This window comes from Parvibaculum sedimenti (assembly GCF_009184905.1).
Taxonomy (GTDB): Bacteria; Pseudomonadota; Alphaproteobacteria; order Parvibaculales; family Parvibaculaceae; genus Parvibaculum; species Parvibaculum sedimenti.
In genome coordinates, this window is the sequence record NZ_WESC01000016.1 from 1 (window position 1) to 24,210 (window position 24,210).

Sequence of the window (24,210 nt, forward strand, 5' to 3'; positions counted from 1 at the left end):
ACTCCCTGCAATCTTCCATCAAAAGGTGATCGCAGATCACGACGCCAGAGGTAATGTGGGGGCAAAACACCGCTTACGCTGTATGTGTCTTCGACAAACCATTAGGGAAAATCTGCTAGGCTTTCTCCATGCCGATGGATGTCATCGATCTCAGGGATTTTTACGGGCGGCCGCTGGGCCGCGTCGCGCGTTCGTTGATCGGGCAGCGCATCAGGACGCTTTGGCCCGAGGTGAAGGGGCTTTCGGTCCTCGGCCTTGGTTTCGCGACGCCCTATCTCGGGTTGTTCCTTGGCGAGGCCGGGCGCGTCATCGGGCTCATGCCCGCGCAGCAGGGCGTGCTTCGCTGGCCATCGGAGGGGCGCTCTCTCACGGGGCTCACCGACGAAAAGGATCTGCCGCTCGAGGACGAGAGCATGGACCGAGTGCTCGTCGTGCATGGGCTCGAAGCGAGCGAGGCGATGCGCGCCATGTTGCGTCAGGTCTGGCGTGTGCTGGCGCCGGGCGGGAGGGTCATCATCGTGGTGCCGAACCGGCGCGGCCTCTGGGCGCGGCGCGAGGTGACGCCCTTCGGTCAGGGCCAGCCCTTCTCGCGCAGCCAGATCACGCAGGCGCTCCGCGAGTCGATGTTCAGCCCGGCGGATTGGGAGACGGCGCTCTTCGTGCCGCCTTTCGACTGGCGTCCCTTGATGCGTTCGGCTCGCGCATGGGAGCGGGTGGGCTCGCTTCTCTGGCCGCGCTTTTCGGGCGTCATCATTGTCGAAGCGACGAAGCAGATTTACGCCGCAACGCCGATCCGCGAGACGAAACGCATCGAGGCGATCCGACAGCGCGTCCGCGCCATCGCACCTGTGTCTCAGGGCTGGCCGAGAAAAGAAGGCTAGTTACTTCCGCGACATCAGCAGCACGGCATCTTCAGCCATGAGATTGTCGAGCGTGCCGGGGCGGCCAACGCGGCGGGCGCGGTTGCCGGCGACGCTCACCGCGTCGTCGATGCGGAAGCCCACCTCCTCGCAAAGCGTCACGAAATCGCGCACCGTGCAGAGGTGAATATTCGGCGTGTCGTACCAGTCGTGGCCGAGCGTCTTGGTCATCGGCATACGGCCTGTCAGGAGAAGCTGGAGACGCACGCGCCAGTTGCCGAAATTCGGGAAGGAGACGATGCAATGCTTTCCGATGCGCTGCATCTGGCGCAGCACTTCGCGCGGATTGCGCGTCGCCTGAATGGTCTTGCTCAGAATCACATAGTCGAAAGCGTCCTTCGGATAGTCGCTCAGATCGGAATCCGCGTCGCCCTGGATGACCGAAAGGCCACGCGTCACGCAGGCATTGACGCCTTCCTGGCTCAGTTCGATGCCGCGCCCGTCGACATTCTTCGTGCGCGCGAGCAGCGCAAGCAGCTCCCCGTCGCCGCAACCGACGTCGAGCACGCGGACATTGGGTTCGATCATTTCGGCGATGAGCGCGAGGTCAACGCGGTTCTGCACGTAACCATGCGTCGGGGCGATTTCAGTCGAGGTCATTTAAGCCCTCGCCGTTCGGCGGCGGCGCCAATGAAGCCCTTGAGCGTCGCGAACATTTCCGGCTCGTCGAGCAGGAAGGCGTCATGGCCCTTGTCGGTGTCGATTTCGACGAAGCTCACATTGGCCGCGGCCGCGTTCAGCGCATGCACGATCTGGCGATTGTCCGACGTCGGAAAGAGCCAGTCGGACGTGAAGGAAACGACGCAGAAGCGTGTCTTCGTACCCTTGAAGGCATTGGCGAGCACGCCGCCGCAATCCGCCGCGAGGTCGAAATAATCCATCGCGCGGGTGATGTAGAGATAGGAATTGGCGTCGAAACGGTCGACGAAGGTCGAGCCCTGATAGCGCAGATAGGATTCGATCTGGAAATCGGCGTCGAAGCCGTAGGTCACCTTGTCCCGGTTCTGGAGATTGCGTCCGAACTTGCGATGCAGTGCCGCTTCCGAGAGATAGGTGATGTGCGCGGCCATGCGCGCGACGGCGAGGCCCTTGGCGGGGCTCGTTTCCCCATCGAGATAGGCGCCGGCGTGCCATTCGGGATCGGCCATGATCGCCTGACGGCCCACCTCGTGGAAGGCGATGTTCTGCGCCGAGTGCCGCGCCGCCGTGGCGATGGGGATCGCCGAGAAGACGCGCTCAGGATAGGCAGTCGCCCATTGCAGCACCTGCATGCCGCCCATGGAGCCGCCGATGACGCAGAAAATATCCTTGATGCCCAGCCGGTCGAGCAGCATCGCCTGCGCCCGCACCATGTCGCCGATGGTGATGACCGGGAAGGACAGGCCATAGGGCTTGCCGGTCCCGGGATCGATGTCCTTCGGCCCGGTCGTGCCCATGCAGCCGCCGATGACGTTCTGGCAGATGACGAAATAGCGGTCGGTATCGATGGGCAGGCCCGGGCCCACCATCATCGGCCACCAGCCGCCCGGCTTGCCGGTAATGGGGTGGCGGCTCGCCACATGCTGGTCGCCGGTCAGCGCATGGCAGATCAGCACGACATTCGATTTGTCGACATTGAGCGTGCCATAGGTCTCGTAGGCAATGGTGAAAGGGGAGAGGCTCACTCCGCAGTCGAGCTGAAGCGGCGCCTCCGGCCCGAAGGTCGTGACGGCGCTGACGGCCTTCACCCTCGCGGCCGCGTCGTCCGGCTGTCTCTGAATTTCTACGGTCTGGCTCATCGCCCGGCGATCTTTCCTCAAGTCCTGACCTCAAGTTCCGGCCTCAAGGCTGGCCTGGGCCGCGGGCGGTCGGGACCTTTCCGGGTGCTTGCCGGGCCTTGCCGGACCCCCGGCAGCAGGGTGCATAGCTAGGGACGCACCCCCCTAAATGTCAATGTTTTCTTTGATTTTGGCGGGTTGGCCGCTTATGAATACCGCTCTTGCGGGTGGGGGCACGGGGGGCCTTTCGGCCCGTATCCCGAGCTTCCGGAAGCCCGCCCCTTCAGTCTCCAGATGCCCATGTCGACCACCAGCAAAGAACCAGCCAAGGCGCTCAGCGAGGTCCGCCGCGAGATCGATACGATCGACGACGCGATTCAGGATCTGCTGATAAAGCGGACGGAACTCGTGGTCGAGGTCGCGAATGCGAAGGCGCGCGCGGCCAGCGCGAACGGAGAGGGCAGTTTCATCGCCTTCCGGCCCGGCCGCGAGGCCTCGGTGCTGCGCCGCCTCGCTTCGCGCCAGAAGGGACGCATGCCCCTCAAGGTGGTGTTCCGCCTGTTCCGCGAAGTCATCTCGACCATGACGCGCATTCAGGGCCCCTTCCGCATCGAAGTCTTTGGTTCGGACAACGCGCTTGCCTATTGGGATCTCGCGCGGAGCTATTACGGCTCCTCAACGGAGATGGAGCTTCACGACACGGCGCGCGATGTGCTGCGCCGCGTGACGCATGACCGCTCGGCGGTGGGCATCCTGCCGCTTCCGGGCAATTTCGAGGGCGGCGACTGGTGGTCGGCGCTGGCCAACGGTGCGAAGGACGGCCCCCGCGTGGTTGCCCGCGTGCCTTTCCTGGAAATCGGGGACGAACCCGACGCCGTGAGCGCGCTCGTCGTGACGCAGGCCGAGTTCGAGCCGACTGACGACGATACGAGCCTTCTCGCCATCACCGTCGAGAGCAATGTGAGCGAGGCCATGATGACCGCCCGTGTGAAGGCGGCGGGCTTCGACGCCACGCGCATCGCCGTTGCCGAGACGAAGGACGGGCATCCGCTCCGCCATAATCTTTTCGCCATCGCGGGCCATATCACCGCCGATGACGCGCGGCTCGACGCTATCATCTCGGATGGGACTGTCGAACGCGCGCACATCATCGGCGGCTATGCGAACCCGGTTCAACGCGCGAAAGATGGCGAATAAAATGACCAAGAAACCAGTTCCCCAGAAGGGCATTCTCGAGATCGCTCCCTATATCGGCGGTCGCGCGCATGCGCATGGCGTTGCCAAGGTCTTCAAGCTCTCGGCCAACGAGACTCCGCTCGGGCCGTCGCCGCTTGCGCGCGAGGCTTTCATCGGCGCGGCCGACCAGCTCGAATTCTATCCGGAAGGGTCGGCGTCGGAATTGCGCGAGGCGGTCGGCGAGCGCTACGGCCTCAACCCCGACAATATCGTTTGCGGTTCGGGCTCCGACGAGCTTCTGCACTTGCTTGCTCAGGCCTATCTCGGCGAGGGCGACGAGGCGATTGCGACGGAGCATGGCTTTCTCGTCTACCCGATCGTGACCCGCGCGGCTGGCGCGAAGATCGTTCAGGTGAAGGAGAAGGGGCTTCGCGCCGATGTCGACGCGATCCTTGCCGCAGTGACGCCGAAGACGAAGATCGTCTTCCTCGCCAATCCGAACAATCCGACGGGAAGCTATCTGCCGGTTGACGAAGTGAAGCGTCTCCATGCCGGGCTGCGTTCCGACATTCTTTTTGTGATCGATGCCGCCTATAGCGAATATGTTGGCAAGAACGATTACGAGAGCGGCATAGAACTCGTTGCCACGTCTCAGAACGTGGTGATGACGCGCACCTTCTCGAAGATCCACGGGCTCGCGGCGCTCCGCCTCGGCTGGATGTATGCGCCGGCCCATATCATCGATGTCATCAATCGCATTCGCGGGCCGTTCAACGTGTCGATTCCGGCGCTGCGTGCCGGCATCGCGTCCATCCGCGACATCGATCACTTTGAAAAGGCGCGTGCGCATAACGCCGAATGGCTCGAATGGCTGGCGGTCGAAATTTCGAAGCTCGGACTCGACGTCGCGCCGAGCGTCGCGAATTTCCTGCTCGTCCGCTTTCCCAGCGAGCCGGGCCGCACGGCGAAGGATGCCGACGAGTTCCTGATGAAGCGCGGCCTCATCCTGCGTCAGGTCGCGGCTTATGGGTTGCCGGATTATCTGCGCCTCTCGGTCGGCATCGAAGAGGCAAACCGGGCCGTCGTCGCTGCGCTTGCGGAGTTTCTGGGACGCAAGCCATGACCGACGAAAACGCCAGCGTTGATCCGCGTTTCGAGCGCGTCGCCATCATCGGCCTCGGTCTGATCGGCGGCTCGCTCGGCCATGCGATCAAGCGCGGCAAGCTCGCGGCCCATGTGGCGGGCTACGCGCGTTCGGCGGAGACGCGCGCCCGCGCGCTTGAAATCGGCTTCGTCGACAGCGCCCATGAAACGGCGGCGGACGCGGTGAAGAATGCCGATCTCGTCGTCATCTGCACGCCGGTCGGTGCGCTCGGTCCCGTCGCGGCGGAGATCGAACCGCATCTGAAGCGCGGCGCGATCCTTACCGATGTCGGTTCAGTCAAGATGGCGGTGGTGCGCGATATCGGCCCCTATGTGCCGGAGGGTGTGCATTTCATTCCTGGCCATCCGATTGCGGGCACCGAGCAGTCGGGCCCGGATTCGGGCTTTGCCGAACTCTTCGACGGGCGCTGGTGCATCCTGACGCCGGGGCCGGGCGCGGACCGCGATGCGGTGGCCAAGCTCGCCGCCTTCTGGCAGGCCTGCGGCTCGAAGGTCGACTACATGGAGCCGAAGCACCATGATCTGGTGCTCGCCATCGTCAGCCATCTGCCGCATCTCATTGCCTACAATATCGTCGGCACGGCGGACGATCTCGAAACGGTCACGGAGTCGGAAGTCATCAAATATTCGGCGGGCGGCTTCCGCGACTTCACGCGCCTGGCCTCGTCCGACCCGACCATGTGGCGCGACATCTGCCTCAACAACAAGGATGCGATCCTCGAGATGCTGGGACGCTTCTCAGAGGATCTGTCGGCCATGCAGCGCATGATCCGCTGGGGCGATGGAGAGGGATTGTTCAATCTCTTCACGCGCACACGCGCGGTGCGCCGCTCGATCATCGAGGCTGGTCAGGATACGGCAGCGCCGAATTTCGGGCGTACGCCGGCGCAGAAGAAATAGCACTCGTCAGAAAAGCGGTTCGAGCTTCGCGACCAGCACGGGACCGAGAAATATCTTCCCTTCCGTAATGGTGACGGGCACGCGCACGCGGCCCGCCTGATCGCCCTGCAGTTCCGCGACGATGCCGAGGCCGACCGTTGCGATGCGCTGGTCCTTCTGGCTGATGACCTTGTTCTTGACGAGAGCCTTCAGGAGGCCTTCGTAATCCGCGATCGAGGCTTCGAGGCGGCCCTGGGGCCGCGCCTCGGCGTCCAGCGACAGCTCTCCCTGCGCCCAGAGATCGAGCGGCCCCCATTTGATCTGCATGTCGGAAATCGTTACCACGCCGCCACCCGTGGCCCAGGCACGGCCAAAATCGCCGGGGCTCGCATTGGCGGTGCGCGGCAGGTTCCTGATCCGGGCCTGTGCCGAGATGATGTCGATGCGCGGCCCGAGGACGCGCGGCGCGTCGGCATTGTCGAGCGCCATGTCGTTGCCCTGAACCGCGACGTCGTAGCTCACGTCGGCGAGCCCCTTGGCGGGTTCGGCGGGCCGTGTGTGGAATTGCAGTCGGCCTGCGGCGAAGCGCTGGCCCGTGCTCGGCGCCTTGCCATCCTTCAGCGCGACGAGATTGTTGACGTCGATGGCGAGGCGGCCGAAGGGTGCGTCCTTCACATTGACATAGCTCGCCCATGTGCCTTCCGCCGTGATGCGGACGGCGTGGCGACGGCCGCCATTCTTGGTCGTGTCGCGATATTGGAGAAGCTGCTCGCCATCGACCTTCAGCACGACATGGTTGAGACTATAGGGCAAGAAATCGGCGTCGAGGCCCCGCGCGGACCAGCTCCAATCCTCGGGTGCATTGGGGGCCGAGATCGCAGGCGCGGTGAAGCTCGCCTCGATGCGATAGGGATAGCCGGAGAGCGAGAGCCCGCTCCAGTTGACGGCGACATTGCCAGCATGATGTTCGGTGGCGAAGGTTTCGAGGAATTCGCGCGTCTTCCCGGCCATGACATACCAGTAGACCGAATAGATCGCTGCGAGCACCGCGAGCGCGATGGCCGGCACGAATATACGCGCGCGTGAAGCAGGCTTCCGCGCCGGTGCTTCGGATGGTGTGCTGGTCATGAGATCGTTAAAATGGTCCGTCATTTGTCGGGGTACAGAATGCAGGATTTATGGGTGTTTGGATATGGCTCGCTGATGTGGCGGCCTGGCTTCGAGTTCGAGGAACGCCGGCCGGCGCTGCTTGGCGGGCATCATCGCGGTTTCTGCGTTTATAGCCATGTCCATCGGGGCACGCCGGAACGGCCCGGCCTTGTGTTCGGGCTTGATACAGGCGGCGAGTGCCGTGGCGTCGCGTTCCGCGTCGAAGCCGCGCGCGCGGCTGAAACGCGCCGCTACCTCGAAGCTCGCGAACAGGTGACATCCGTTTATGTCGAAGCGATGAAGCAGGTGGAACTGGTTGACGATGGTACCCATGTGGAAGCGCTTTGCTACCTGGTCGATCCGACGCATCCGCAATATGCGGGCGAGCTTTCCTTCGAGCGTCAGGTGGCGCTGATCGCGGCGGGCGAGGGCAGTTCGGGCAAGAACCCGGAATATCTCGAAAGCACGGTCCGCCATCTTGAAGAGGCGGGAATTGCCGACGCCGAACTTACCCGGCTCTGGCAGGCCGTCGAAGAGCGGCTGCGTCTATCTGCGTGACGCCGGTGAAGCGGGCGAGCCCTTCGAGCGCGGTTTCGACGGCTGTCTTGCGGGCGCGGTCGAGCTTCACGCCGGGCTCGAGCCAGAAGCCCTTCACCTCCAGCCGGTCCTCCGCGCGATGGACTTTGAGGTCCGCGCGGGCGGAGAAGCGCGTGCCTTCGAGGATCGGCAGCACGTAGTAGCCATAGCGGCGCTTCGCCTCCGGCACGAAGATTTCGATCGTGTAGTCGAAGCCGAAAAGGCGCTGTGTGCGCTTGCGGTCGCGGATCGCGGGGTCGAAGGGCGATAGAAGCCGTGTGCCCTCGTGCGGGTCGGGGAGAGCGGCGATGTCGGCCTCTATCGAGGCGGGCGCGAAGGCGTGGCGATGGCCCCCGTCCGCGCCTTCGACATTCACCTCGATGATGTTCTTCCGCCGCATCGCGGCTTTCGTCCATTCCTTGGCTTCCGCGATTTCGATGAGGTCGAAGAAGCCTGCAAGCTCCGTCGGCGTCGCGAACCCAAGCCGGGCCAGCGCTTCGCGGCAGGCCCAGTCGATGGTTTGCTTGCGTGTCGGGCGCGCGGCGCGGAGATCGGCAGGGATCACGCGCTCCGAGAGATCGTAGATTTTCTCGAAACCGTCGCGTCTGGCGATGGCGAGTTCGCCGGTTCGCCAGAGATATTCGAGCGCGGTCTTCGACGGTCCCCAGCCCCACCAGCCGCCGGCTCCCTTGTCCTCGAAATCGCGCGTCGAGACCTCGCCGTCGCGGCGGATGCGGGCGCGAACCTTGCGGATCGTCTTTTCAGGCTCGGGCCCGAAGCGCTCACGCCAGCGTGGATGGTCGCTGCGGGCCTTCGCGGCGCGAAAGCGATGCTGCCAGTGCGGATAGAACTCCATCGGAATAAGGGAGGCGTCATGCGTCCAGTGCTCGAAAAGGGCGCGCTGGTCGTGGTGCAGCGCGTGCAGGAGTTCGCGCTCATACTGTGCGGCGCGCGAGAAAAGGATCATGTGATGCGCACGCTCGACTGCGTTGACGGAGTCGAGCTGCACGAAGCCGATGCGCTGCACGAGTCCGAGAAGATCGTCATGATCGAGCGCCTCGTCGTGGCGGCTTCCAAGTGCGTGGCGTTCGAGAAAGAGGCGCCGGGCCGCGTCGTTGGAAATCTCGAGGGCGATCATCCGCGCGGCTCGAAAACGAATTCGAGCTTGAGCCCGTCGGGGTCCGCGAACATCACCGCGTAATAGCCTTTGCCATATTCGGGATAGTCGGCCGGCGCGTCGAGGATCGTCGCCTTGATGTCGAGCAGAAGCTTGTAGAGCGCGTCAACATCCGCGCGGCTCTCGGCCTGCCAGGCCACATGATGAAGCCCCGGCGAGTAGCGGTCATGACGGCGCGAGCGTCCGAGTTCGTTCGCCTCCATGATGCCGATGGTGGGCAGGCTGTCGCGCGAGGTCGCATGTTCCCAGTCTATGCCGTGTTCATCTTCCGACCAGCGGCGATAGCCCATGTAGCCGAGAACCGCGTCGTAAAAAGGCGCCGACTGCGCGACTTTGGAGACGGTCAGATCGAGATGGTGGATGAAGCCGCGCATGGATTCAGCGACCGCCCCAGGGCGTGACCGGCACACTCGCGACCGCGTTGAAGGGCGAGCCGTCGACGATCTTGTCGCTAATGGCGAGATAGACGAGCGTCTTCCGCTTCTGGTCCACGATGCGATAAACCTTGGTGTGCTTGAAGAAGACGGAGGTCTTTTCGGAATAGACCTTCTCGCGGTCCCGGAGCTTCGCGAGGTCCGCCGTGATCGGCCCGGTCTGGATGCAAGAGAGCGAGAAGCGCGAAGGGTCTTCGGCAAGCCCCACCATACCCGACACGCCGCCCGTGCGCGCTTGCGCGATATAGCAGGTGACGCCGCCCACTTCCTCATCGTCGAAGCCTGAGACGCAGACCTTGTCGTTCGTGCCCATGACGCGGAAGGTCGTCGAGACGCAGTCTATGTCGTCGGCGAATGCCGGCGTCGCGACGAGTGCGAGGACAATGGAGACGAGCAGGCTCTTTATATTCATTCGATCCATTTGGGAGTCCTTTTGCCATCTGCGTCTGAGTCTACCCTCAGGTCCGTGACGATTCTGGCGCGGAGCCATGGATTGGCACCGCAATGTATTTCGCCTCGATGGAGAACGCTGCCCATTCTAGTTCGGACAAACTCTGCTGGATATGGGAGAGGGTGGGGTCGCTGATAACGGGAAATATCTATTTGCTCTTCGAACGAAGCAGTTTTCTGAACATACAATTGTTCAAGGAGCCATTTGATCTTTTGGGTCGATGTTCTAGCGCTTAGGATGGCTACAATCGGCTCGGAAACAGCGGCATGATCGCCAATCCATTCCCAAGTAACTAGCCACGCTTTCATACGCAGTCCTTTTACAAAAACCTGTTCATCCGCATTTCGAGAAGCCGCAGGAGGTGCAGGTCTCGCAGCCTTCCTGGCTGATCATGGCGCGTTCGCCGCAGCGCGGGCAGCCCTTGAGCTTCACTGTGCCTATATTCGGCTCTGCGGGTTCGCCGACGACGGCGCGAACGGCTTCCGTCACCGGGGACCCATCTTCCTTGGCAATGAAGCCCGTGTCGATCATGTGCTGTTCGATGATCTCGCCGATGGCGGCAAGCAGGCTCGGCACATAGCGGCTCTTCATCCATGAACCACCGCGCGGATCGAAGACCGCCTTCAGCTCTTCCACGACGAAGGTGACATCGCCGCCGCGCCGAAAGACCGCCGAGATCATGCGCGTCAGCGCCACGGTCCAGGCATAATGCTCCATGTTCTTCGAGTTGATGAAAATCTCGAAGGGGCGCCGCCTGCCATCCTGAAGAATGTCGTTGATGGTGATGTAGATCGCGTGGTCGGATTCCGGCCATTGCAGCTTGTAGGTGAAGCCCGGCAGCACCGTTTCGCGTTCGAGCGGCTTCGACATGTAGACGACGCCGTCCTTTTCGTAAGGCGTCTGCTTCGGCGCATTGAGCGCGAGGGTGGCTTGCGCCTCTTCAGGCTTCGGCGCCTCGACCGAGAGAACGGAGCCGCGCACATCGCTCGGGCGATAGGTGGTGCAGCCCTTCAGGCCCATCTCATAGGCATGGGTATAGATGTCCTTGAAGTCCTCGAAGGAAATATCCTCCGGCACGTTGATCGTCTTGGAGATTGAGCTGTCGATATAGTCCTGCGCGGCGGCCTGTACGGCGAGATGTTCGGCGGGCGTCAGCTCCTGCGCATTGACGAAATAATCCGGCAGCGCTGCTGTCTCGCCGAAAGCTTCGTGGAACTTCGCCACGGCGTAGTCGACAACCTTTTCCTCGCGCCGCGTGCCATCAGGCATCAGCACCTTACGCGTATAGCCATAGGCGAATACCGGCTCGATGCCGGACGAGACGTTTCCAGCTAAGAGCGAGATGGTGCCGGTTGGCGCGATGGAGGTCACCAGCGCATTGCGGATGCCGTGCGCGGCGATCGCCTCGCGTACATCCTCGTCGAGCGTCTTGATGGTTTCGCCCGAGAGATAGGCATCGCGGTCGAAAAGCGGGAAGGCGCCCTTTTCCTTCGCGATTTCCACCGAGGCGAGATAGGCGGCGCGCGTCAGCGCATGCATCCAGCGGCGGATGAGTTCGATCGACTGCGCCGAGCCATAGCGCGAGCGGCACATGATGAGGGCGTCGGCGAGGCCCGTGACGCCAAGGCCGATGCGGCGCTTTGCATGCGCCTCATGCGCCTGTTGCGGCAGCGGGAAGCGCGAAACATCGACCACATTGTCCATGGCGCGGACGGCGACGGAGACGAGCTCCGAAAGTTCTTTCTCGTCGATATGCGCCGTTTCGCTGAATGCGTCCTTTACGAGCGCGGCGAGATTGATCGAGCCGAGAAGGCAGGCGCCGTAAGGCGGCAGGGGTTGCTCGCCGCAAGGATTCGTCGCGTTGATCGTCTCGCAATAATGGAGATTGTTTCGCGCATTGATGCGGTCGATGAAGATGACGCCCGGTTCCGCATAGGCGTAGGTCGCGGCGATGATCTTGTCCCAGAGCGCGCGGGCCTTCAGCGTCTTGAAGGTTTCGCCCCTGAAGACGAGGTGCCAGTCGGCATCGGCCTTGACCGCCGCCATGAAAGCGTCGGTGACGAGCACCGACAGGTTGAACATGGTGAGGCGGCCGGGCGTGCGCTTGGCGTCGATGAAGGCCTCGATATCCGGGTGGTCGCAGCGCATCACGGCCATCATGGCGCCGCGGCGCGAGCCCGCCGACATGATGGTGCGGCACATGGCGTCCCACACATCCATGAAGGAGAGGGGACCGGAAGCGTCCGCGCCCACGCCCTTCACCGGCGCGCCCTTGGGGCGCAGCGTCGAGAAGTCGTAGCCGATGCCGCCGCCCTGCTGCATGGTCAGGGCCGCTTCCTTCAGGCTGTCGAAGATGCCCCCCATGGTGTCGGGGATCTCTCCCATGACGAAACAGTTGAAAAGGGTCACGTCGCGGCCCGTGCCCGAGCCCGCGAGAATGCGTCCCGCAGGCAGGAAGCGATAGCCCGACATCGCGTCGTGGAAACGCTTGAGCCAGGTATCCCGCGCTTCCGGCGCTTCGGCCTCGGCCAGCGCCGTCGCCACCCGGGTCCACGTATCCTCGACGGTAAGGTCGAGGGGCGTGCCGTCCTCGCCGTGAAGGCGGTATTTCATGTCCCAGATCTGTTCGGCGATCGGATGCATCGGGTCTCGCTCAAGTCACTCGGCGTTGAAAGAGGCAATAGTCTAGCATGGAACCGGCGCTTGAGTGTTCTCATTTTGTACCCAATGAGAGCACAGGATTATCATAGCTAAGACACTGATATATAAATATCATTGCCGCTTTCCCCGTTATCCACAGCATAACATTGTCCTACTTATCCACAGGGTGGCCAGCTTCCGCAAGCAAGCGGTCGGTGGCCATTTCGATACGTTCCGAGAGCGTGGCCATGAAGGTCTCGCGGTCGAGCCCCGGCGGGATCGGCTCCAGGAATTCGACAACGATGGTGCCGGGCCGGCGCAGGAATTTGCGGCGCGGCCAGAAGAGGCCGGAGTTGACCGCCACCGGCACGCAGGGAACGCCGAGCTGGCGGTAGAGGGCGGCGACGCCCGGTTTGTAATCGAGCCTGGCGCCGGGCGCGGCGCGGGTTCCTTCCGGGAAAATGACAATGGGGCGCTTGAGGGCGAGCGCCGCCTTGCCCTGCTGGATCAGATGGCGGACCGCCTTCGCGCCCGCGCCGCGGTCGATGCCGATCATGTCGGCCTTTTTCGAGAACCAGCCATAATAGGGAATCCAGAGGAGCTCGGCCTTCAGCACGATGGCTGGGTCTTTCAGGATCGCCGGCATGGCGATCGTGTCCCACATCGACTGGTGTTTGGCGGCGATGAGGACGCCGCCCTCGGGAAGCCTGCCCCGGATCTCGTAGCGCGTTCCGGCGATGACCCTGAGGAGCCAGATTGCAAGCGTCGAGAGGTTGTGGATGATCCAGACGGCCGCGCCGCGTGGCATGAAGAGCGCGGGCGTGGCGGCAAGGCCGATCGCGACCGCAGTCACGTAGAGCGCAAGGTTATAAGCGATCGAGCGGAGCCAGAGCAGCACGGTCGGCGATCCTTTGGCCTTAATAGGTTTCAGGGCGGATGAGCGCGCGCGCATGGGCGAGCGTCAGCAGATATTTCGAATATTCCGAGGCCAGCAGCTTTGTCGTGCCGGGGAAGTCCCACCAGCCATCGAGATGAAGCGTACCCTGCACCACCGGGAAGGGCGTGATGGAAACGCCCGGCATGGCGCGACGAAGCTCAAGCGTTGCGCGCGGCATGTGATAGGTCGATGTCACGAGGATGATCGAGCGGTACTTATGCGCACCTACCCATTTGGCGGTCTCGCTCGCATTGCCGATGGTGTTTTCAGCTTGGCGACCGATATCGACGCAGCAGTCGAACTTGGCGCCCGATCCGCCGACAGCGGCCTTGACGGCGGCGCGCTTCACCTCCGGATGGACGCCGGTGATGAGGAGGCGCGCGCCCTTGCCGTCCTCGAGGAGCTTCATCGCTTCGTTGAGGCGGCCTTCGCCCCCCGTCAGCGCGACGATCCCGTCGGCCACCGGCATGTCGGCGGGCGGCCTGCGGTCCAGTTCCGCGACGAAGATGAAGAATCCCACGCCCCAGGCAAGCACGAGCATGCCCAGCAAGATCACCAGCCTCCGGCCGAAGTGCTGGCCCAGTCCTTCCCGTTCGCTCGCTCCGGCCGCCATTCCGTCTCGCCAGTTCCAGTTCCATGAGCCCCGTAGACCCTCAAGGGGTTCGGCGGCGGCTGGACTTTAGCATAAGCGGCGAGGGCGGCGCATAGACAGGAAATGCGGGTTGGCTTTCGGTTTGACATGACAGTTTTTAATATGCGTTATGTTCAAACAAATATAGCGCTGGCGAAGCTGGCGCAGAATGCATGCGAATGACGGGGGTCATCATCGTGTTGGACGTATCGGGAAAACCTGTCGGCTTAGGCCGGCGCCTTTTCATATCCGCCCTGCTGGCCTGTGCGGTGCTTGTGGGTTCGTTGTCGGTAGGCGCCGGACCTGCGCGCGCAGGCGAGCCGCTGGTCTTCGCCGCAGCGAGCCTCAAGAACGCGCTGGACGACATCATCAAGGCCTATGCGGCGACAGGCGGCGGCAAGGTCGTCGCGTCCTATGCGGGAAGTTCGGTTCTCGCCCGGCAGATCGAGGCGGGCGCCAAGGCGGACATCTTTATCTCCGCCGATACGGACTGGATGGACTATCTCGCCAATCGTGGCCTCATCAACGGGCAGACGCGCTCGAACCTTCTCGGCAACCGTCTGGTGTTGATCGCGCCCACGGATTCGAAGGTTGCGATCACCATCGGCCAGAACTTCCCGCTCCGCGAGGCGCTGGGCGAGGGCAGGCTGGCGATCGCCGATCCTGATTCCGTGCCTGCCGGAAAATATGCGCGCACGGCGCTCACCTCTCTCGGCGTCTGGGGCGACGTCGTCGACCACACCGCATCGGCGGAGAATGTGCGTGTCGCGCTTGCCTATGTCGCGCGGGGAGAGACCCCGCTCGGTATCGTCTATGAGACCGATGCAAAACAGGAGCCGAAGGTACGCATCGTCGGCTATTTCCCCGAAGATACGCATCTCCCGATCATCTATCCGGCGGCGTTGACCAAGGGCGCGACGCCCGAGGCTGCCCGCTTCCTCGAATTCCTGCACAGCGACAAGGCAAAAGCTGCCTTCCTCAAGGCCGGGTTCACATTTCCAGCCGCAGGAGTTCAACAGTGAGATCGCGTCTTTTCCTCCTTACCACCGTTGCCTGCTGCGCGCTGTCCGCGCCCGCCTTTGCCGACGACGCCGAAGTCCTGAAGCGTCTCGATGCCATGCAGAAGATGCTCGAGGCGCAGCAGCACCAGATCGAGCAGCAGCGTAGCCAGATCGAAAGCCAGTCGCGCGAGATCGCCAGCCTGAAGCGCTCAGGCGTGGAGCGGAAGAAGTCGGCCGTCGCGCAGGCCGTTCCGCAAACCTCGCCCGCCCAGACGGCAAGCCAGCAGGCGCAGATTGACGCGCTCAAAATCGAACTCGATTCCTACAAGACGACGCAGCGGCTTGAAAAACAGGACGAGCCCGTGTGGAGCTTCGCTTCGGGCCGCCCTGTGGTTCAGTCGCCCGACGGCAGGTTCTCGCTCGGACTGCGCGGCCTCGGCCAGTTCGATAATGCCTATTATGACCAGGACGACAGCGCTTCGCGGCTCTCGTCGGCGAATGGCGGTGCGCTCAGCAGTGGCTCGAATTTCCGCCGCGCCCAGCTCGGCATCCAGGGCAAACTCTTTGGCGATTGGTCCTATCTCTTCAATTACGATTTCGGCGGCAGCAGCGGCAACGAACAGCAGGGCCGCGTTCAGGCGGTTTATGCGCAATATGACGGGCTTGCGCCTTTCGCGCTGCGCGTCGGCGCCTATCCGCCGCCAGCCAATATTGAAGACGGCACGGCGTCAGGCGACACGATCTTTCTCGAGCGCAACGCACCTGCCGAGATCGCGCGCGGCATCGCAGGAAGCGATGGCCGAGATGCAATCACGGCGCTTTACACAGGCGGCAAGCTTTATGCTGCGCTTTCGCTCACGGGCGGCAAGGTCGCGGATAGCAACACCTATGCCGGCGAACAGCGCGCGGTACTCGGCCGCGTCTCCGATCTGTTCTATTCCGACAATGACTGGCGCCTTCTCGCTGGCGTGAACGGCAGCTATGTTTTCACGCCGCCGTTCACGAATACCGTGGGCCCAAACGGCGCGCATACGATTACGTTCTCCACATCGCCTGAGCTGACTGTCGACGACACAGGAACGAAACTCGTGAGCACCGGCGCTATCAACGCCGAACATGCCTATCACTGGGGCGTTGAGGGCGCGGCCCAGTGGCGTTCGCTTTATGGGCAGGCTGGCTATTTCGGTTACGGCATCGACAGGGTAGCAACAGGGCTCTCCAACCCGAATTTCGACGGCTGGTACCTGCAGGGAACATGGGTGCTCACCGGCGAACGACGCGGTTACAGCGCGGCAAACGGGGCGTTCACTTCGCCCAAGCCTTCGGTTCCTCTCTCGCTCAAAGGCGGTGGCTGGGGTGCATGGGAACTCGCCGCGCGCTATAGCGATCTTGACCTCAATTATCACGAGGGGCAGATCGGATCGGCGATGCCGGCCGACGGCGTCCGTGGCGGCGAGCAGAAGATCTGGACCGCAGGCATCAACTGGTATCCCAACAGTCTGCTTCGTTTCGCGCTCGACTATCAGCATGTCTCCGTCGATCGCATCGGCTCGACGGCGGCGCCGGTCGTCGCAAACACGGACATCGGACAGAGCTTCGACGTGATCTCCTTGCGCACGCAGTTCGGCTTCTGATCCGAGAGTGTGGGGCCGTGCCTGTTCCGTGGCACGGCTCTGCACCCGCCGCTTACAGCAGCCGGTGCAGCGTCCGCAGCACGGTGATCCGCGCCGTGATCATGGCGACCAGCGCGGCGATGACTGGCACACCGGCGAGCGCCGGATAGAATTCGGGCCGCAGACCCGACACCGGCACGAGGAAAGAGCTTGCCGAGCCTCCATACCAGGCGAGACCGAGGAAGGTCGCGACCGAGAGCGCAAGTCCAATGATTCCGCCGCGCAGTCCGAGATGCAGGAAATGGCGCTGCACTTCGGACGCGATGAACTTGTCGCGCGCGCCGATCATGTGCAGCACTTCCACCACTTCACGATTTGCGGAAAGGCCCGAACGCGTCGCGAAAGTGACGATGGCGATGGTCGTTGCCGCGACCACGGCGAGCACCGCATAGGCGAGCCACTGGGCCGAGCGCGCGGTGCGAACGAGTTCTGTCTGCCATTGGCGATGCGTGTCGAGAATGGCGCCGGGGGCCACCTCCGCAAGGTGTCGGGCCAACGCATCGAAATCCGGCGGCGTGTTTGCGTCGATGCGGATATCCACGAGGCGCGGCAGCGGCAGATCTTCGGTCACATTGCCCTTGCCGAGCCAGGGCTCGAGCAACGCTTCCGTATCGGCCTTGCTCAGCGCCTCGGCGCGGAGGATGCCCTGCGTTTCCTTCAGCAGCTTCACGACGGCTTCCACCTGCTCGTCCTGCGGCATGGCATCGGACGGCTTCACCTCCACGGTGAGGGCGCCCGAAAGGTCGCGCGCCCAGTCTGCCGAGGTGCGGCCGACTGAAAGTGCCGCGCCGAGTGCGAGGCTTGCGAGGAAGCACATGGCGGCGATGACGAGGATCAATGAAAGGCCCGCGCCATCGGCGGCCGGCATGACGCTGCGCGTCTCGACCATGACGGCCCTGATCCGTTGGCCGAGGCCCCGGCGCTCATGAACGGGCTCCGCCTTTTCCTTGGCGGCCGGACGGGCTTTGGCGCGGGGTTCAGCCACGGACGGTCAGCCTCCCGCCATTGATCATGAGTTCCGGCGCCCCCGCCGCCTCGACCAGAGCATGGTCGTGGGTGGCGATGAGGACCGAAGTGCCCAGACGGTTCAACTCGATGAAGAGACGAAGCAGCCGCTTGCCCATTTCAGGGTCGACATTGCCAGTCGGCTCGTCGGCGAGCAGGACGTCGGGCTGCGCGACGACGGCGCGGGCGATGGCGGCACGCTGCTTTTCGCCGCCCGAAAGCGTCGGCGGCTTGGCTGTCATGCGCTCACCAAGGCCCACCCAGGCGAGCAGTTCCTTCACATCCGCGCGGTAGCTGTCCTCGGACCTTCCCTGGATCTTCAGCGGCAGGGCGACGTTCTCATAGGTCGTCAGATGATCGAGAAGGCGGAATTCCTGAAAGACGACGCCGACGCGGCGGCGCAGGTCCGGCAGTTCGGCGCGTGGCAGTGTCGCGATATCGCGACCGAACATGGTGATGAGGCCGCGCGAAGGGCGCGAGGCGAGGAACATGAGTTTCAGAAGCGAGGTCTTGCCCGCGCCCGATGGGCCGGTCAAAAAGTGGAGCGAGCCCGGCGCGAGGTGAAAGCTCACATCACGCAGGATCTCCGGCCCCATGCCGTAGCGCATGCCCACATTCTCGAAGCGAATCATGGAACGCAAGGTAACATGGAAGCGGCCGGACGCGGGCAGCCCCTCGCGAAAATGTACCGCGATGCGACACGCTTTCGTTATGGCACTTAACCGGACTTTAACCATGGTCCGGCTTTCAATAGGCTGTGGTGAACAGGCGTCGCGCGAAGCGTCCCGTCCTCCTGTCCGCCCGCTTGGGCATATCGGTTTCGGCAATCAACCTGATGATCATTACCTGTCCAGCATGTTCGGCCCGCTACCCGGTGGACGCGGCTTCCTTCGCGCCGTCCGGGCGGAAGGTGCGCTGCGCCAAATGCGGCCATAGCTGGCATCAGGCTCCGCCGACCGACCTGCCGCGCAAGGGCGAGGAGCCGGCGGCGGCACCCGCCGCTCCCGAGCCTCAGCCCGAGCCGGAGCATGAGATCATTTCGGCACCGGAACCGGTTGTTCCCTTTGAGGTACCAGCGACCCCCATTTTCAAGAAACCCGCGCCTGCGGAGGCCGAAGCGCCGGCGCCGGAAGACGACATCGGCTTCGCGGAGCCCGGAGAATCCCAGCTCGGCAATGGCGGCAAGCTCCGCACCTTCGTCAATCGTGCCGCCTCGTCGCGTCGGGGCCGTGTGCTCTCCGCCATCGGCTGGGTGTTGCTCATCGCTTTTGTCGGGACGACGCTTTTCGGCGGCTGGCACTATCGCAAGGACATTGCCGCGTACTGGCCCGCGACGACGAAAATCTACGGCGCCGTCGACAAGCCGATCAATCTGCGCGGCTTCGAGTTCCGCGAGGTAGGCTACGAACGCCAGACGGAAAACGGATTGCCGGTGCTGGCGGTCAAGGGCCAGGTCGTGAATATCAGTGACGAGCGTCGCGCCGTGCCGCGCCTTCGCGTCGGCCTTCTCGATGCCAAGCAGCATGAGCTTTATCACTGGACCTTCGCCCTCAGCGAGGCAGAGCTTGACCCGAAGCAGGCCGTGCCTTTCGTGACACGGCTTTCGAGCCCGCCCGTTGACGTGCGCGATCTCGAACTGCGCTTTGTGCAGAAGGGTGAGGAGAGCGAGCCCGCGAGCCCGCCAACCACGCCCAAGCCCTGAGCCTCTGGCCGATCAGGATTGCGAACGGGCTGGACTTCGGGCCGTCACGCCGTCAATTTGTGCCCTTAGCCGCAAATAAACAGGCAATCACGGATCATGAGTAAGCTCGTCGCGCATGGCGCGCAGATATCGGTTATGTTTACGGCAGAGGAAATCGCCGCTCGCGTTCGGGAACTGGCGAAGGAAATCGTCGCCGTGATGGGCAAGGAGCTGCTCGTCATTCCCATCCTCAAGGGCAGCTTCATCTTCGCCGCCGATCTGTTGCGCGCGCTTCATGAGGAAGGCGCCGAGCCCGACATGGATTTCATCAGCCTGTCGAGCTATGGCAAGGGAACGCAGTCGCTGGGCGAGGTAAAGATCATCCGCGACACAGAGGCCGCAATCGAAGGCCGCGACGTCCTCATCGTCGACGACATTCTGGAATCGGGGCGCACGCTCGCCTTCGCCAAGGACCTGATGACGGCGCGCCGCGCTCACTCGGTCAAGACCTGCGTGCTGCTGGACAAGCCCGGCAAGCTCGCCGTCCATATGAAGGCCGATTTCACCGGCTTCAAATGCGCCGACCGTTTCGTCGTCGGCTATGGCATGGACGTGGCGCATGCCTATCGGCAGTTGCCGTTCGTCGGCGTCGTCGAGGGCTGATAGCGCATGGCTCGCATCCTGATCGCAGAGGACGAGCCCAGTGTACGCGCCTTCATCACGCGCGCGCTTTCAGGCGTCGGCCATGAGGTCGAGGAGGTCGGCGATGGCAGCGAGGCACTGATGGCACTCGCCCGCGCGCGCGAGGCGGGCAGGGCGCATGATCTCCTGCTCACCGATATTCTTATGCCCGTGATGGATGGCATTTCGCTCGCGCTTTCTGCCGCCCGCGACGCACCCGACATGCCGATCATGCTGATGACCGGTTATTCCGACCAGCGCGAACGCGCATATGGCCTTGACGCCATCATCGACGACATTCTGCTGAAGCCCTTCACGCTGGACGAGCTTGTCATGCGCGTGCAGACGGTTCTGGACAAGGAATAGCGGAATACTTCAAAACCGCTTCAGCAGCCGGTCGAGATAATCCAGCTCGTTCTTCGGGCGGCCGAGTTCACCGGCGCGGCGACGCAGTTCCTCAATGATCTTTCGGGCGCGCTGAACGTCGATCTTGTTGGGCACGGCAACGTCGTTGCCGATCGTGGTCGAGCCATTGGCGGTCGGGCGACCGAAGGGATCGGAGGCGCTGTTCTGTCCGCGCCCGGCGCTGCCGCGTCGGCCCGCCATGCTCTGCATCATTTGATCGGCCAGGCCCTGCGCTCCTTCACGCATTTCTGCGATGGCTTTGCCCTGCGCGGCGGTGGCGCGGTCAGTGCGCTCGTCGCCGAGGCGCTCTTCGGCGCTCTTCATCGAGTTGCCGGCGTCGACAAGCGCGGGGGGCGCCTTCGCACCGGATTTTTCAAGTTCAAGAACCGCCTTTGCCAGCTCCTCGCGCAGCGCTTCCTGCGACTTCCTGAGGTCGTGCATGGAGGCTTTGCCGCCCTTGCCGGCGCCCGCGCCCATCTTCGCGCCTTGCTGGAAGGTTTGGGCCATGAGTTCGTTCTGCTTGTCGATCAGCTTGCCTATCTTGTCGACACCCTGCTGCATCGCCTGTTCCTGCGGCGTCATGCCGGCGCTTTTCTGGGGCGTCCGCATGTTCTCCATGATCGCCTGGAGCTGCTGCAGCATGGCTTTCGCCTGATCTCGTGCGCCGGTCTTCGTCATTTCCTCGATGGAACTCAGCATCTTTTCGAGGTCGGAGCGGTCGATGGTCTGTCCGTCCTGCGGCGCGAAGCGATTCATGTCGCTCGTAGCCGGCATCTGGCCGCTGGCGGTCAGCGCTTCCATGTAGCGATTGAAAGCGCTTTTGAGGTCGGCGAGCAGCCGGTCGAGTTCCTCGCCCGACGCGCCCTTGGCCAGTGCATTGGCCAGCGCGTCGCGGGCGCGGCGCATGTCGTTCTCGGCGAGCGAGACGTCGCCATCCTCGATGTGGAGCGCGGTTGCCCAGAGAAGGTCGTAGATGCCGGTAAGGTCGCTGTCGCGCTGGGCGTCGGCGAGGCGCCAATAGGCCGCGCGGAGCGCGAGATAGACGCGCAGGTCGTCGATGTAGCGATCGGGGTCCGTCGTGAAATCGTCGAGTACGCGGGCCACGCGCGCCGTCGCCTGCGGTTCGAGCGCGAGCGCGCGGCGCTGCTCGACGATGGCGGCGGCAAGCGGCTTCTTGAACTCGCGGGCGGGAAGCACGATCGCCACGGGCAACGACGTCCCTTCCTGTCCCGCGTCGTCCTTCGCCACCAGCGTGATGGTGACGGCCAAGCCCGCCCAAGGGTGCGGCGTGAGGTCGATATAGGTTTCGTCGCTCGCCTCACGAGGGCGGAGTGTCGGCAGCGGCAGGTTGATGGTGGGTGGCGTCACGCGGGATTGCACCGGCTTTGCGCCCACCTTGGCGCCCGCCTTGGTCGTGCCCGGCGATGCCTGTTCTGGCGGGAGGACGAGGGCAATGCGCGCCACGGCGGAGGTGACGCCGTAATCGTCATCGACCTTGTAGGCGAAGCGCAATGAGCCGGTGGCCGTCTTCTCGATAGGCTTGGTGAGTGCGATCCGCGGCTTTCGGTCGGCGACGACGTCGATCTCCCAGCCGCGCATCATGCGCCCGCCTTGCGTCAGCGCGAATTCCGTCGAGGCAGCGATCTTCGCGTCGATGGCGTAATTTGTGCTGCCCATATGTTTCAGCGGCTCGGGGCGGCCGCGGTCGCCCTGTCCGGCTTCGAGCGAGGGGGTATTCTTGAGGCCGTGGACGCGCAGCGACAGCACGCTGTTTTCCGGCACGACGAGCTTTCGCTCCTCCGTCGTCGCGCGGTCTGCCGATTGCTGATCTTCGAGATAGATCGGCGCCTGGCCCGTATAAGCCGGCGGGGTGATCCAGGCTTCGACCGAGAAGGGCTTTGCAACGCCGAGGCCGGGGAGCAGCGCCGCCGCGATACGGTTCATCTGCCCGCCGCCGGTGCCCAGAAAGGCGATGACGAGGAGGAGCACCACCGCGGCGCGAAGCGCATAGGGGTCCTGCGAGGCAAGGCCCGGCGAGGCAAAACCGAGCTTGAGCTTGCGGATGCGTTCGGCCACCCAGCGTTGGTGCGCGCGCCAGAGCGCGGCGTCCCCCGTGCCCGGCGCAGGCGCGTCTTCATAAGCGCCGAGCGGCTGGTGGGTGAGGCCCGAGACCTGTTCGAGATGGCGCAGTGCCGCTTCACGGTCTGGCCAGCGGAAGCCCATGAGCCCGCGCCAGAGCATCCAGGCCATGAGCCCGCCGAAGCCCGCGAGCATGGCCCAGTGGATGCCGAGGGGCAGGCCCGAAAAGGCGCCGAAGAGTGCGAGCACCAGAAAGACGCCGCCGACGCCCGCAGGCGGCCAGAGGACCGGCCAGAGGGCTTCCCAGAAGAGGATGGCGCGGGCGATGCGGATGCGCCGCTCGACGCGCGGCGGCAGGCGCGGGCCCTCGGCGCGGCGGGGGGCTTCTTTCCCCGCCTCCGTCACCTTCGCCGTCTTGCGCGTATTGGGGCCGTTCAAATCCTCGCGCCTCTTGTCAGGCCGTTCCGGGAACCGTGTTCGCGGCCCGTGAGCGACTCGCGCCTAGCGAGGTCCTCCGAGCCATGCGGGGATCATATCGTGCTTCAGGATTTCGTCATAACTTGGGCGCGCGCGGATGATCGCATAGTCGCTGCCGTTGACGAGGACCTCGGGCACGAGGGGCCTTGTGTTGTATTCCGAGGCCTGCACCGCGCCATAGGCGCCCGCCGACATGATGGCGACGAGATCGTCTGCCTTCAGCCGCGCCATTTCGCGGCCCTTGGCGAGATAGTCACCGGTTTCACAGACGGGGCCGACGACGTCATAGACGGCGCGCTCCGCCGAGGCTGAGGGCTCGACCACTGCCTTGATCTCGTGGAAGGCGTCGTAAAGCGTCGGGCGGATCAGGTCGTTCATCGCCGCGTCGACGATGAGGAACTTCCGGTCGTCGCCCTGCTTCTCATAGATGACGCGCGAAACGAGGATGCCCGCATTGCCCACAATGAGGCGGCCGGGCTCATAGGTAAGCTCGCAGCCCAGATGGCCGACGGCGCGCTGCACCATCGCGGCATATTCATCCGGATGCGGAGGAATGTCGTTGTCGCCGCGATAGGGAATGCCCAGCCCTCCGCCGAGGTCGATGCGGCTGATGGCATGGCCCTCGCGGCGCAACTCCTCGACCATGCCCGCGACCCGGCGGAAGGCGGCGTCGAAAGGCTCAAGCGAGGTGAGCTGGCTGCCGATATGAACGTCGATGCCCACGGCGGCGATGCCGGGAAGCTCTTCGGCGCGGGCATAGACGGCAGGCGCGCGCTTCCAGGAAATGCCGAACTTGTTCTCGGCCTTGCCGGTCGCGATCTTCTCGTGCGTCCTCGCGTCGACATCCGGGTTCACGCGGATCGCGATCTTCGCGGTGAGACCGCGCGCGCTGGCAAGCGCCGATATCTGTTCGAGTTCCGGCTCCGATTCGACGTTGAACTGGTCGATACCAGCTTCCAGCGCGAAGGAGATTTCCTGCGCCGTCTTGCCGACGCCAGAAAAGACGATCCTGGAAGCGGGAATGCCTGCCGCAAGGGCGCGGCGCAATTCGCCTTCCGAGACCACATCGGCGCCCGCGCCGACCTTGGCCAGGGTTGCGATGACGGCGAGGTTGGAATTGGCCTTGACCGCATAGCAGAGCCGCGCGGGCTGCTTCCTGAAGGCGTCGATGAAGACCTGCGCGTGGCGCGTCAGTGTCGCGGAGGAATAGCAATAGAAGGGCGTGCCGACTGTCGCCGCGATATCGGAGATCGCGACGTCTTCAGCATGAAGAACGCCGCCCTTGTACTCGAAATGATTCATGGCGCGGTCGCCTTG

Annotated in this window: 23 protein-coding genes; 10 read left to right on the plus strand and 13 right to left on the minus strand. The window is 63.8% G+C overall.

From position 1 onward, the window contains the following. Nucleotides 1-128 precede the first annotated feature (128 nt). Complete coding sequence (locus F2P47_RS15070; protein ID WP_152217212.1) at nucleotides 129-881, plus strand: class I SAM-dependent methyltransferase; 753 nt, start codon at nucleotides 129-131, stop codon at nucleotides 879-881. Here the strand turns inward: F2P47_RS15070 and metW are convergent, their stop codons facing one another. Together metW and metX are read right to left on the minus strand one after the other, a co-directional pair. Further along, on the minus strand, nucleotides 882-1,520 hold the full coding sequence (gene metW / locus F2P47_RS15075) for a methionine biosynthesis protein MetW (protein WP_152217213.1): 639 nt from the start codon (nucleotides 1,518-1,520) through the stop codon (nucleotides 882-884). Then, nucleotides 1,517-2,698, minus strand: a complete 1,182-nt coding sequence (gene metX / locus F2P47_RS15080; RefSeq protein WP_152217214.1) for a homoserine O-acetyltransferase MetX — start codon at nucleotides 2,696-2,698, stop codon at nucleotides 1,517-1,519. Before metX ends, metW begins: the two co-directional genes overlap by 4 nt. A 279-nt stretch (nucleotides 2,699-2,977) precedes the next feature. Between metX and F2P47_RS15085 the strand changes: the two genes are divergently transcribed. The 3 genes from F2P47_RS15085 to F2P47_RS15095 are packed head-to-tail and all read left to right on the plus strand — an operon-like array spanning nucleotide 2,978 to nucleotide 5,917. Then, nucleotides 2,978-3,874 carry a chorismate mutase gene (locus tag F2P47_RS15085; RefSeq protein WP_185681145.1) on the plus strand — a complete coding sequence of 299 codons (897 nt, stop codon included), beginning with the start codon at nucleotides 2,978-2,980 and terminating at the stop codon, nucleotides 3,872-3,874. A 1-nt stretch (nucleotide 3,875) separates the two neighbouring features. Then, complete coding sequence (gene hisC / locus F2P47_RS15090) at nucleotides 3,876-4,976, plus strand: histidinol-phosphate transaminase (RefSeq protein ID WP_185681146.1); 1,101 nt, start codon at nucleotides 3,876-3,878, stop codon at nucleotides 4,974-4,976. Then, nucleotides 4,973-5,917 (plus strand): prephenate/arogenate dehydrogenase family protein, encoded by a 945-nt coding sequence (locus tag F2P47_RS15095; RefSeq protein ID WP_152217217.1) that lies wholly within the window; start codon nucleotides 4,973-4,975, stop codon nucleotides 5,915-5,917. The genes hisC and F2P47_RS15095 overlap by 4 nt, the downstream gene beginning before the upstream one ends. A gap of 6 nt (nucleotides 5,918-5,923) precedes the next feature. On the opposite strand, the gene F2P47_RS15100 is transcribed toward F2P47_RS15095, so the two are convergent. Further along, on the minus strand, nucleotides 5,924-7,024 hold the full coding sequence (locus F2P47_RS15100) for a DUF2125 domain-containing protein (RefSeq protein WP_185681147.1): 1,101 nt from the start codon (nucleotides 7,022-7,024) through the stop codon (nucleotides 5,924-5,926). A gap of 39 nt (nucleotides 7,025-7,063) precedes the next feature. On the opposite strand from F2P47_RS15100, the gene F2P47_RS15105 reads away from it, so the two are divergent. Beyond that, nucleotides 7,064-7,603, plus strand: coding sequence for a gamma-glutamylcyclotransferase (locus tag F2P47_RS15105; protein WP_152217219.1), 540 nt, complete (start codon nucleotides 7,064-7,066; stop codon nucleotides 7,601-7,603). Here the strand turns inward: F2P47_RS15105 and F2P47_RS15110 are convergent. The 6 genes from F2P47_RS15110 to F2P47_RS15135 form a co-directional block, all read right to left on the minus strand. Next, complete coding sequence (locus F2P47_RS15110) at nucleotides 7,554-8,759, minus strand: winged helix-turn-helix domain-containing protein (RefSeq protein WP_343032318.1); 1,206 nt, start codon at nucleotides 8,757-8,759, stop codon at nucleotides 7,554-7,556. The two genes, F2P47_RS15105 and F2P47_RS15110, sit on opposite strands and share 50 nt — an antisense overlap. Then, nucleotides 8,756-9,172, minus strand: a complete 417-nt coding sequence (locus F2P47_RS15115) for a VOC family protein (protein ID WP_152217220.1) — start codon at nucleotides 9,170-9,172, stop codon at nucleotides 8,756-8,758. Before F2P47_RS15115 ends, F2P47_RS15110 begins: the two co-directional genes overlap by 4 nt. Before the next feature lie 4 nt (nucleotides 9,173-9,176). Further along, complete coding sequence (locus F2P47_RS15120; protein WP_246176918.1) at nucleotides 9,177-9,644, minus strand: CreA family protein; 468 nt, start codon at nucleotides 9,642-9,644, stop codon at nucleotides 9,177-9,179. 372 nt (nucleotides 9,645-10,016) lie between these two features. Beyond that, nucleotides 10,017-12,326 (minus strand): adenosylcobalamin-dependent ribonucleoside-diphosphate reductase, encoded by a 2,310-nt coding sequence (locus F2P47_RS15125; protein WP_152217222.1) that lies wholly within the window; start codon nucleotides 12,324-12,326, stop codon nucleotides 10,017-10,019. Between the two features lie 169 nt (nucleotides 12,327-12,495). Further along, on the minus strand, nucleotides 12,496-13,221 hold the full coding sequence (locus F2P47_RS15130; protein WP_246176919.1) for a lysophospholipid acyltransferase family protein: 726 nt from the start codon (nucleotides 13,219-13,221) through the stop codon (nucleotides 12,496-12,498). Nucleotides 13,222-13,240: 19 nt separating this feature from the next. Continuing rightward, on the minus strand, nucleotides 13,241-13,801 hold the full coding sequence (locus tag F2P47_RS15135) for a YdcF family protein (protein WP_246176921.1): 561 nt from the start codon (nucleotides 13,799-13,801) through the stop codon (nucleotides 13,241-13,243). A gap of 269 nt (nucleotides 13,802-14,070) precedes the next feature. On the opposite strand from F2P47_RS15135, the gene modA reads away from it, so the two are divergent. Both modA and F2P47_RS15145 read left to right on the plus strand, forming a co-directional pair. Next, nucleotides 14,071-14,913, plus strand: a complete 843-nt coding sequence (modA, locus tag F2P47_RS15140; RefSeq protein ID WP_152217225.1) for a molybdate ABC transporter substrate-binding protein — start codon at nucleotides 14,071-14,073, stop codon at nucleotides 14,911-14,913. Continuing rightward, nucleotides 14,910-16,526, plus strand: a complete 1,617-nt coding sequence (locus F2P47_RS15145; protein ID WP_152217226.1) for a porin — start codon at nucleotides 14,910-14,912, stop codon at nucleotides 16,524-16,526. Before modA ends, F2P47_RS15145 begins: the two co-directional genes overlap by 4 nt. Before the next feature lie 52 nt (nucleotides 16,527-16,578). On the opposite strand, the gene F2P47_RS15150 is transcribed toward F2P47_RS15145, so the two are convergent. Both F2P47_RS15150 and ftsE read right to left on the minus strand, forming a co-directional pair. Then, nucleotides 16,579-17,550 carry a cell division protein FtsX gene (locus F2P47_RS15150; RefSeq protein WP_152217227.1) on the minus strand — a complete coding sequence of 324 codons (972 nt, stop codon included), beginning with the start codon at nucleotides 17,548-17,550 and terminating at the stop codon, nucleotides 16,579-16,581. Further along, a complete protein-coding gene (ftsE, locus tag F2P47_RS15155; RefSeq protein WP_152217301.1) occupies nucleotides 17,543-18,202 on the minus strand; it encodes a cell division ATP-binding protein FtsE in 660 nt (219 codons plus the stop codon). Before ftsE ends, F2P47_RS15150 begins: the two co-directional genes overlap by 8 nt. A 203-nt stretch (nucleotides 18,203-18,405) precedes the next feature. On the opposite strand from ftsE, the gene F2P47_RS15160 reads away from it, so the two are divergent. The 3 genes from F2P47_RS15160 (at nucleotide 18,406) to F2P47_RS15170 (ending at nucleotide 20,298) form a co-directional block, all read left to right on the plus strand. Continuing rightward, nucleotides 18,406-19,272, plus strand: a complete 867-nt coding sequence (locus F2P47_RS15160; protein WP_185681149.1) for a DUF3426 domain-containing protein — start codon at nucleotides 18,406-18,408, stop codon at nucleotides 19,270-19,272. 96 nt (nucleotides 19,273-19,368) lie between these two features. After that, nucleotides 19,369-19,914 (plus strand): hypoxanthine phosphoribosyltransferase, encoded by a 546-nt coding sequence (gene hpt / locus F2P47_RS15165; protein WP_152217229.1) that lies wholly within the window; start codon nucleotides 19,369-19,371, stop codon nucleotides 19,912-19,914. A 6-nt stretch (nucleotides 19,915-19,920) separates the two neighbouring features. Further along, nucleotides 19,921-20,298 (plus strand): response regulator transcription factor, encoded by a 378-nt coding sequence (locus F2P47_RS15170; protein ID WP_152217230.1) that lies wholly within the window; start codon nucleotides 19,921-19,923, stop codon nucleotides 20,296-20,298. A 9-nt stretch (nucleotides 20,299-20,307) separates the two neighbouring features. Here the strand turns inward: F2P47_RS15170 and F2P47_RS15175 are convergent, their stop codons facing one another. Both F2P47_RS15175 and lysA read right to left on the minus strand, forming a co-directional pair. Next, on the minus strand, nucleotides 20,308-22,854 hold the full coding sequence (locus F2P47_RS15175; protein ID WP_152217231.1) for a TIGR02302 family protein: 2,547 nt from the start codon (nucleotides 22,852-22,854) through the stop codon (nucleotides 20,308-20,310). A 63-nt stretch (nucleotides 22,855-22,917) separates the two neighbouring features. Next, nucleotides 22,918-24,195, minus strand: coding sequence for a diaminopimelate decarboxylase (lysA, locus tag F2P47_RS15180; protein WP_152217232.1), 1,278 nt, complete (start codon nucleotides 24,193-24,195; stop codon nucleotides 22,918-22,920). Nucleotides 24,196-24,210: the final 15 nt, after the last annotated feature.

Excerpts from the sequence above, each read along its gene's own strand:
- F2P47_RS15070 (WP_152217212.1), top strand. The coding sequence starts at position 129 with ATGCCGATGGATGTCATCGATCTCAGGGATTTTTACGGGCGGCCGCTG.
- metW (WP_152217213.1), bottom strand. The coding sequence starts at position 1,520 with ATGACCTCGACTGAAATCGCCCCGACGCATGGTTACGTGCAGAACCGC.
- metX (WP_152217214.1), bottom strand. The coding sequence starts at position 2,698 with ATGAGCCAGACCGTAGAAATTCAGAGACAGCCGGACGACGCGGCCGCG.
- F2P47_RS15085 (WP_185681145.1), top strand. The coding sequence starts at position 2,978 with ATGTCGACCACCAGCAAAGAACCAGCCAAGGCGCTCAGCGAGGTCCGC.
- hisC (WP_185681146.1), top strand. The coding sequence starts at position 3,876 with ATGACCAAGAAACCAGTTCCCCAGAAGGGCATTCTCGAGATCGCTCCC.
- F2P47_RS15095 (WP_152217217.1), top strand. The coding sequence starts at position 4,973 with ATGACCGACGAAAACGCCAGCGTTGATCCGCGTTTCGAGCGCGTCGCC.
- F2P47_RS15100 (WP_185681147.1), bottom strand. The coding sequence starts at position 7,024 with ATGACCAGCACACCATCCGAAGCACCGGCGCGGAAGCCTGCTTCACGC.
- F2P47_RS15105 (WP_152217219.1), top strand. The coding sequence starts at position 7,064 with ATGCAGGATTTATGGGTGTTTGGATATGGCTCGCTGATGTGGCGGCCT.
- F2P47_RS15110 (WP_343032318.1), bottom strand. The coding sequence starts at position 8,759 with ATGATCGCCCTCGAGATTTCCAACGACGCGGCCCGGCGCCTCTTTCTC.
- F2P47_RS15115 (WP_152217220.1), bottom strand. The coding sequence starts at position 9,172 with ATGCGCGGCTTCATCCACCATCTCGATCTGACCGTCTCCAAAGTCGCG.
- F2P47_RS15120 (WP_246176918.1), bottom strand. The coding sequence starts at position 9,644 with ATGAATATAAAGAGCCTGCTCGTCTCCATTGTCCTCGCACTCGTCGCG.
- F2P47_RS15125 (WP_152217222.1), bottom strand. The coding sequence starts at position 12,326 with ATGCATCCGATCGCCGAACAGATCTGGGACATGAAATACCGCCTTCAC.
- F2P47_RS15135 (WP_246176921.1), bottom strand. The coding sequence starts at position 13,801 with ATGCTCGTGCTTGCCTGGGGCGTGGGATTCTTCATCTTCGTCGCGGAA.
- modA (WP_152217225.1), top strand. The coding sequence starts at position 14,071 with ATGACGGGGGTCATCATCGTGTTGGACGTATCGGGAAAACCTGTCGGC.
- ftsE (WP_152217301.1), bottom strand. The coding sequence starts at position 18,202 with ATGATTCGCTTCGAGAATGTGGGCATGCGCTACGGCATGGGGCCGGAG.
- F2P47_RS15160 (WP_185681149.1), top strand. The coding sequence starts at position 18,406 with ATGATCATTACCTGTCCAGCATGTTCGGCCCGCTACCCGGTGGACGCG.
- hpt (WP_152217229.1), top strand. The coding sequence starts at position 19,369 with ATGAGTAAGCTCGTCGCGCATGGCGCGCAGATATCGGTTATGTTTACG.
- F2P47_RS15170 (WP_152217230.1), top strand. The coding sequence starts at position 19,921 with ATGGCTCGCATCCTGATCGCAGAGGACGAGCCCAGTGTACGCGCCTTC.
- lysA (WP_152217232.1), bottom strand. The coding sequence starts at position 24,195 with ATGAATCATTTCGAGTACAAGGGCGGCGTTCTTCATGCTGAAGACGTC.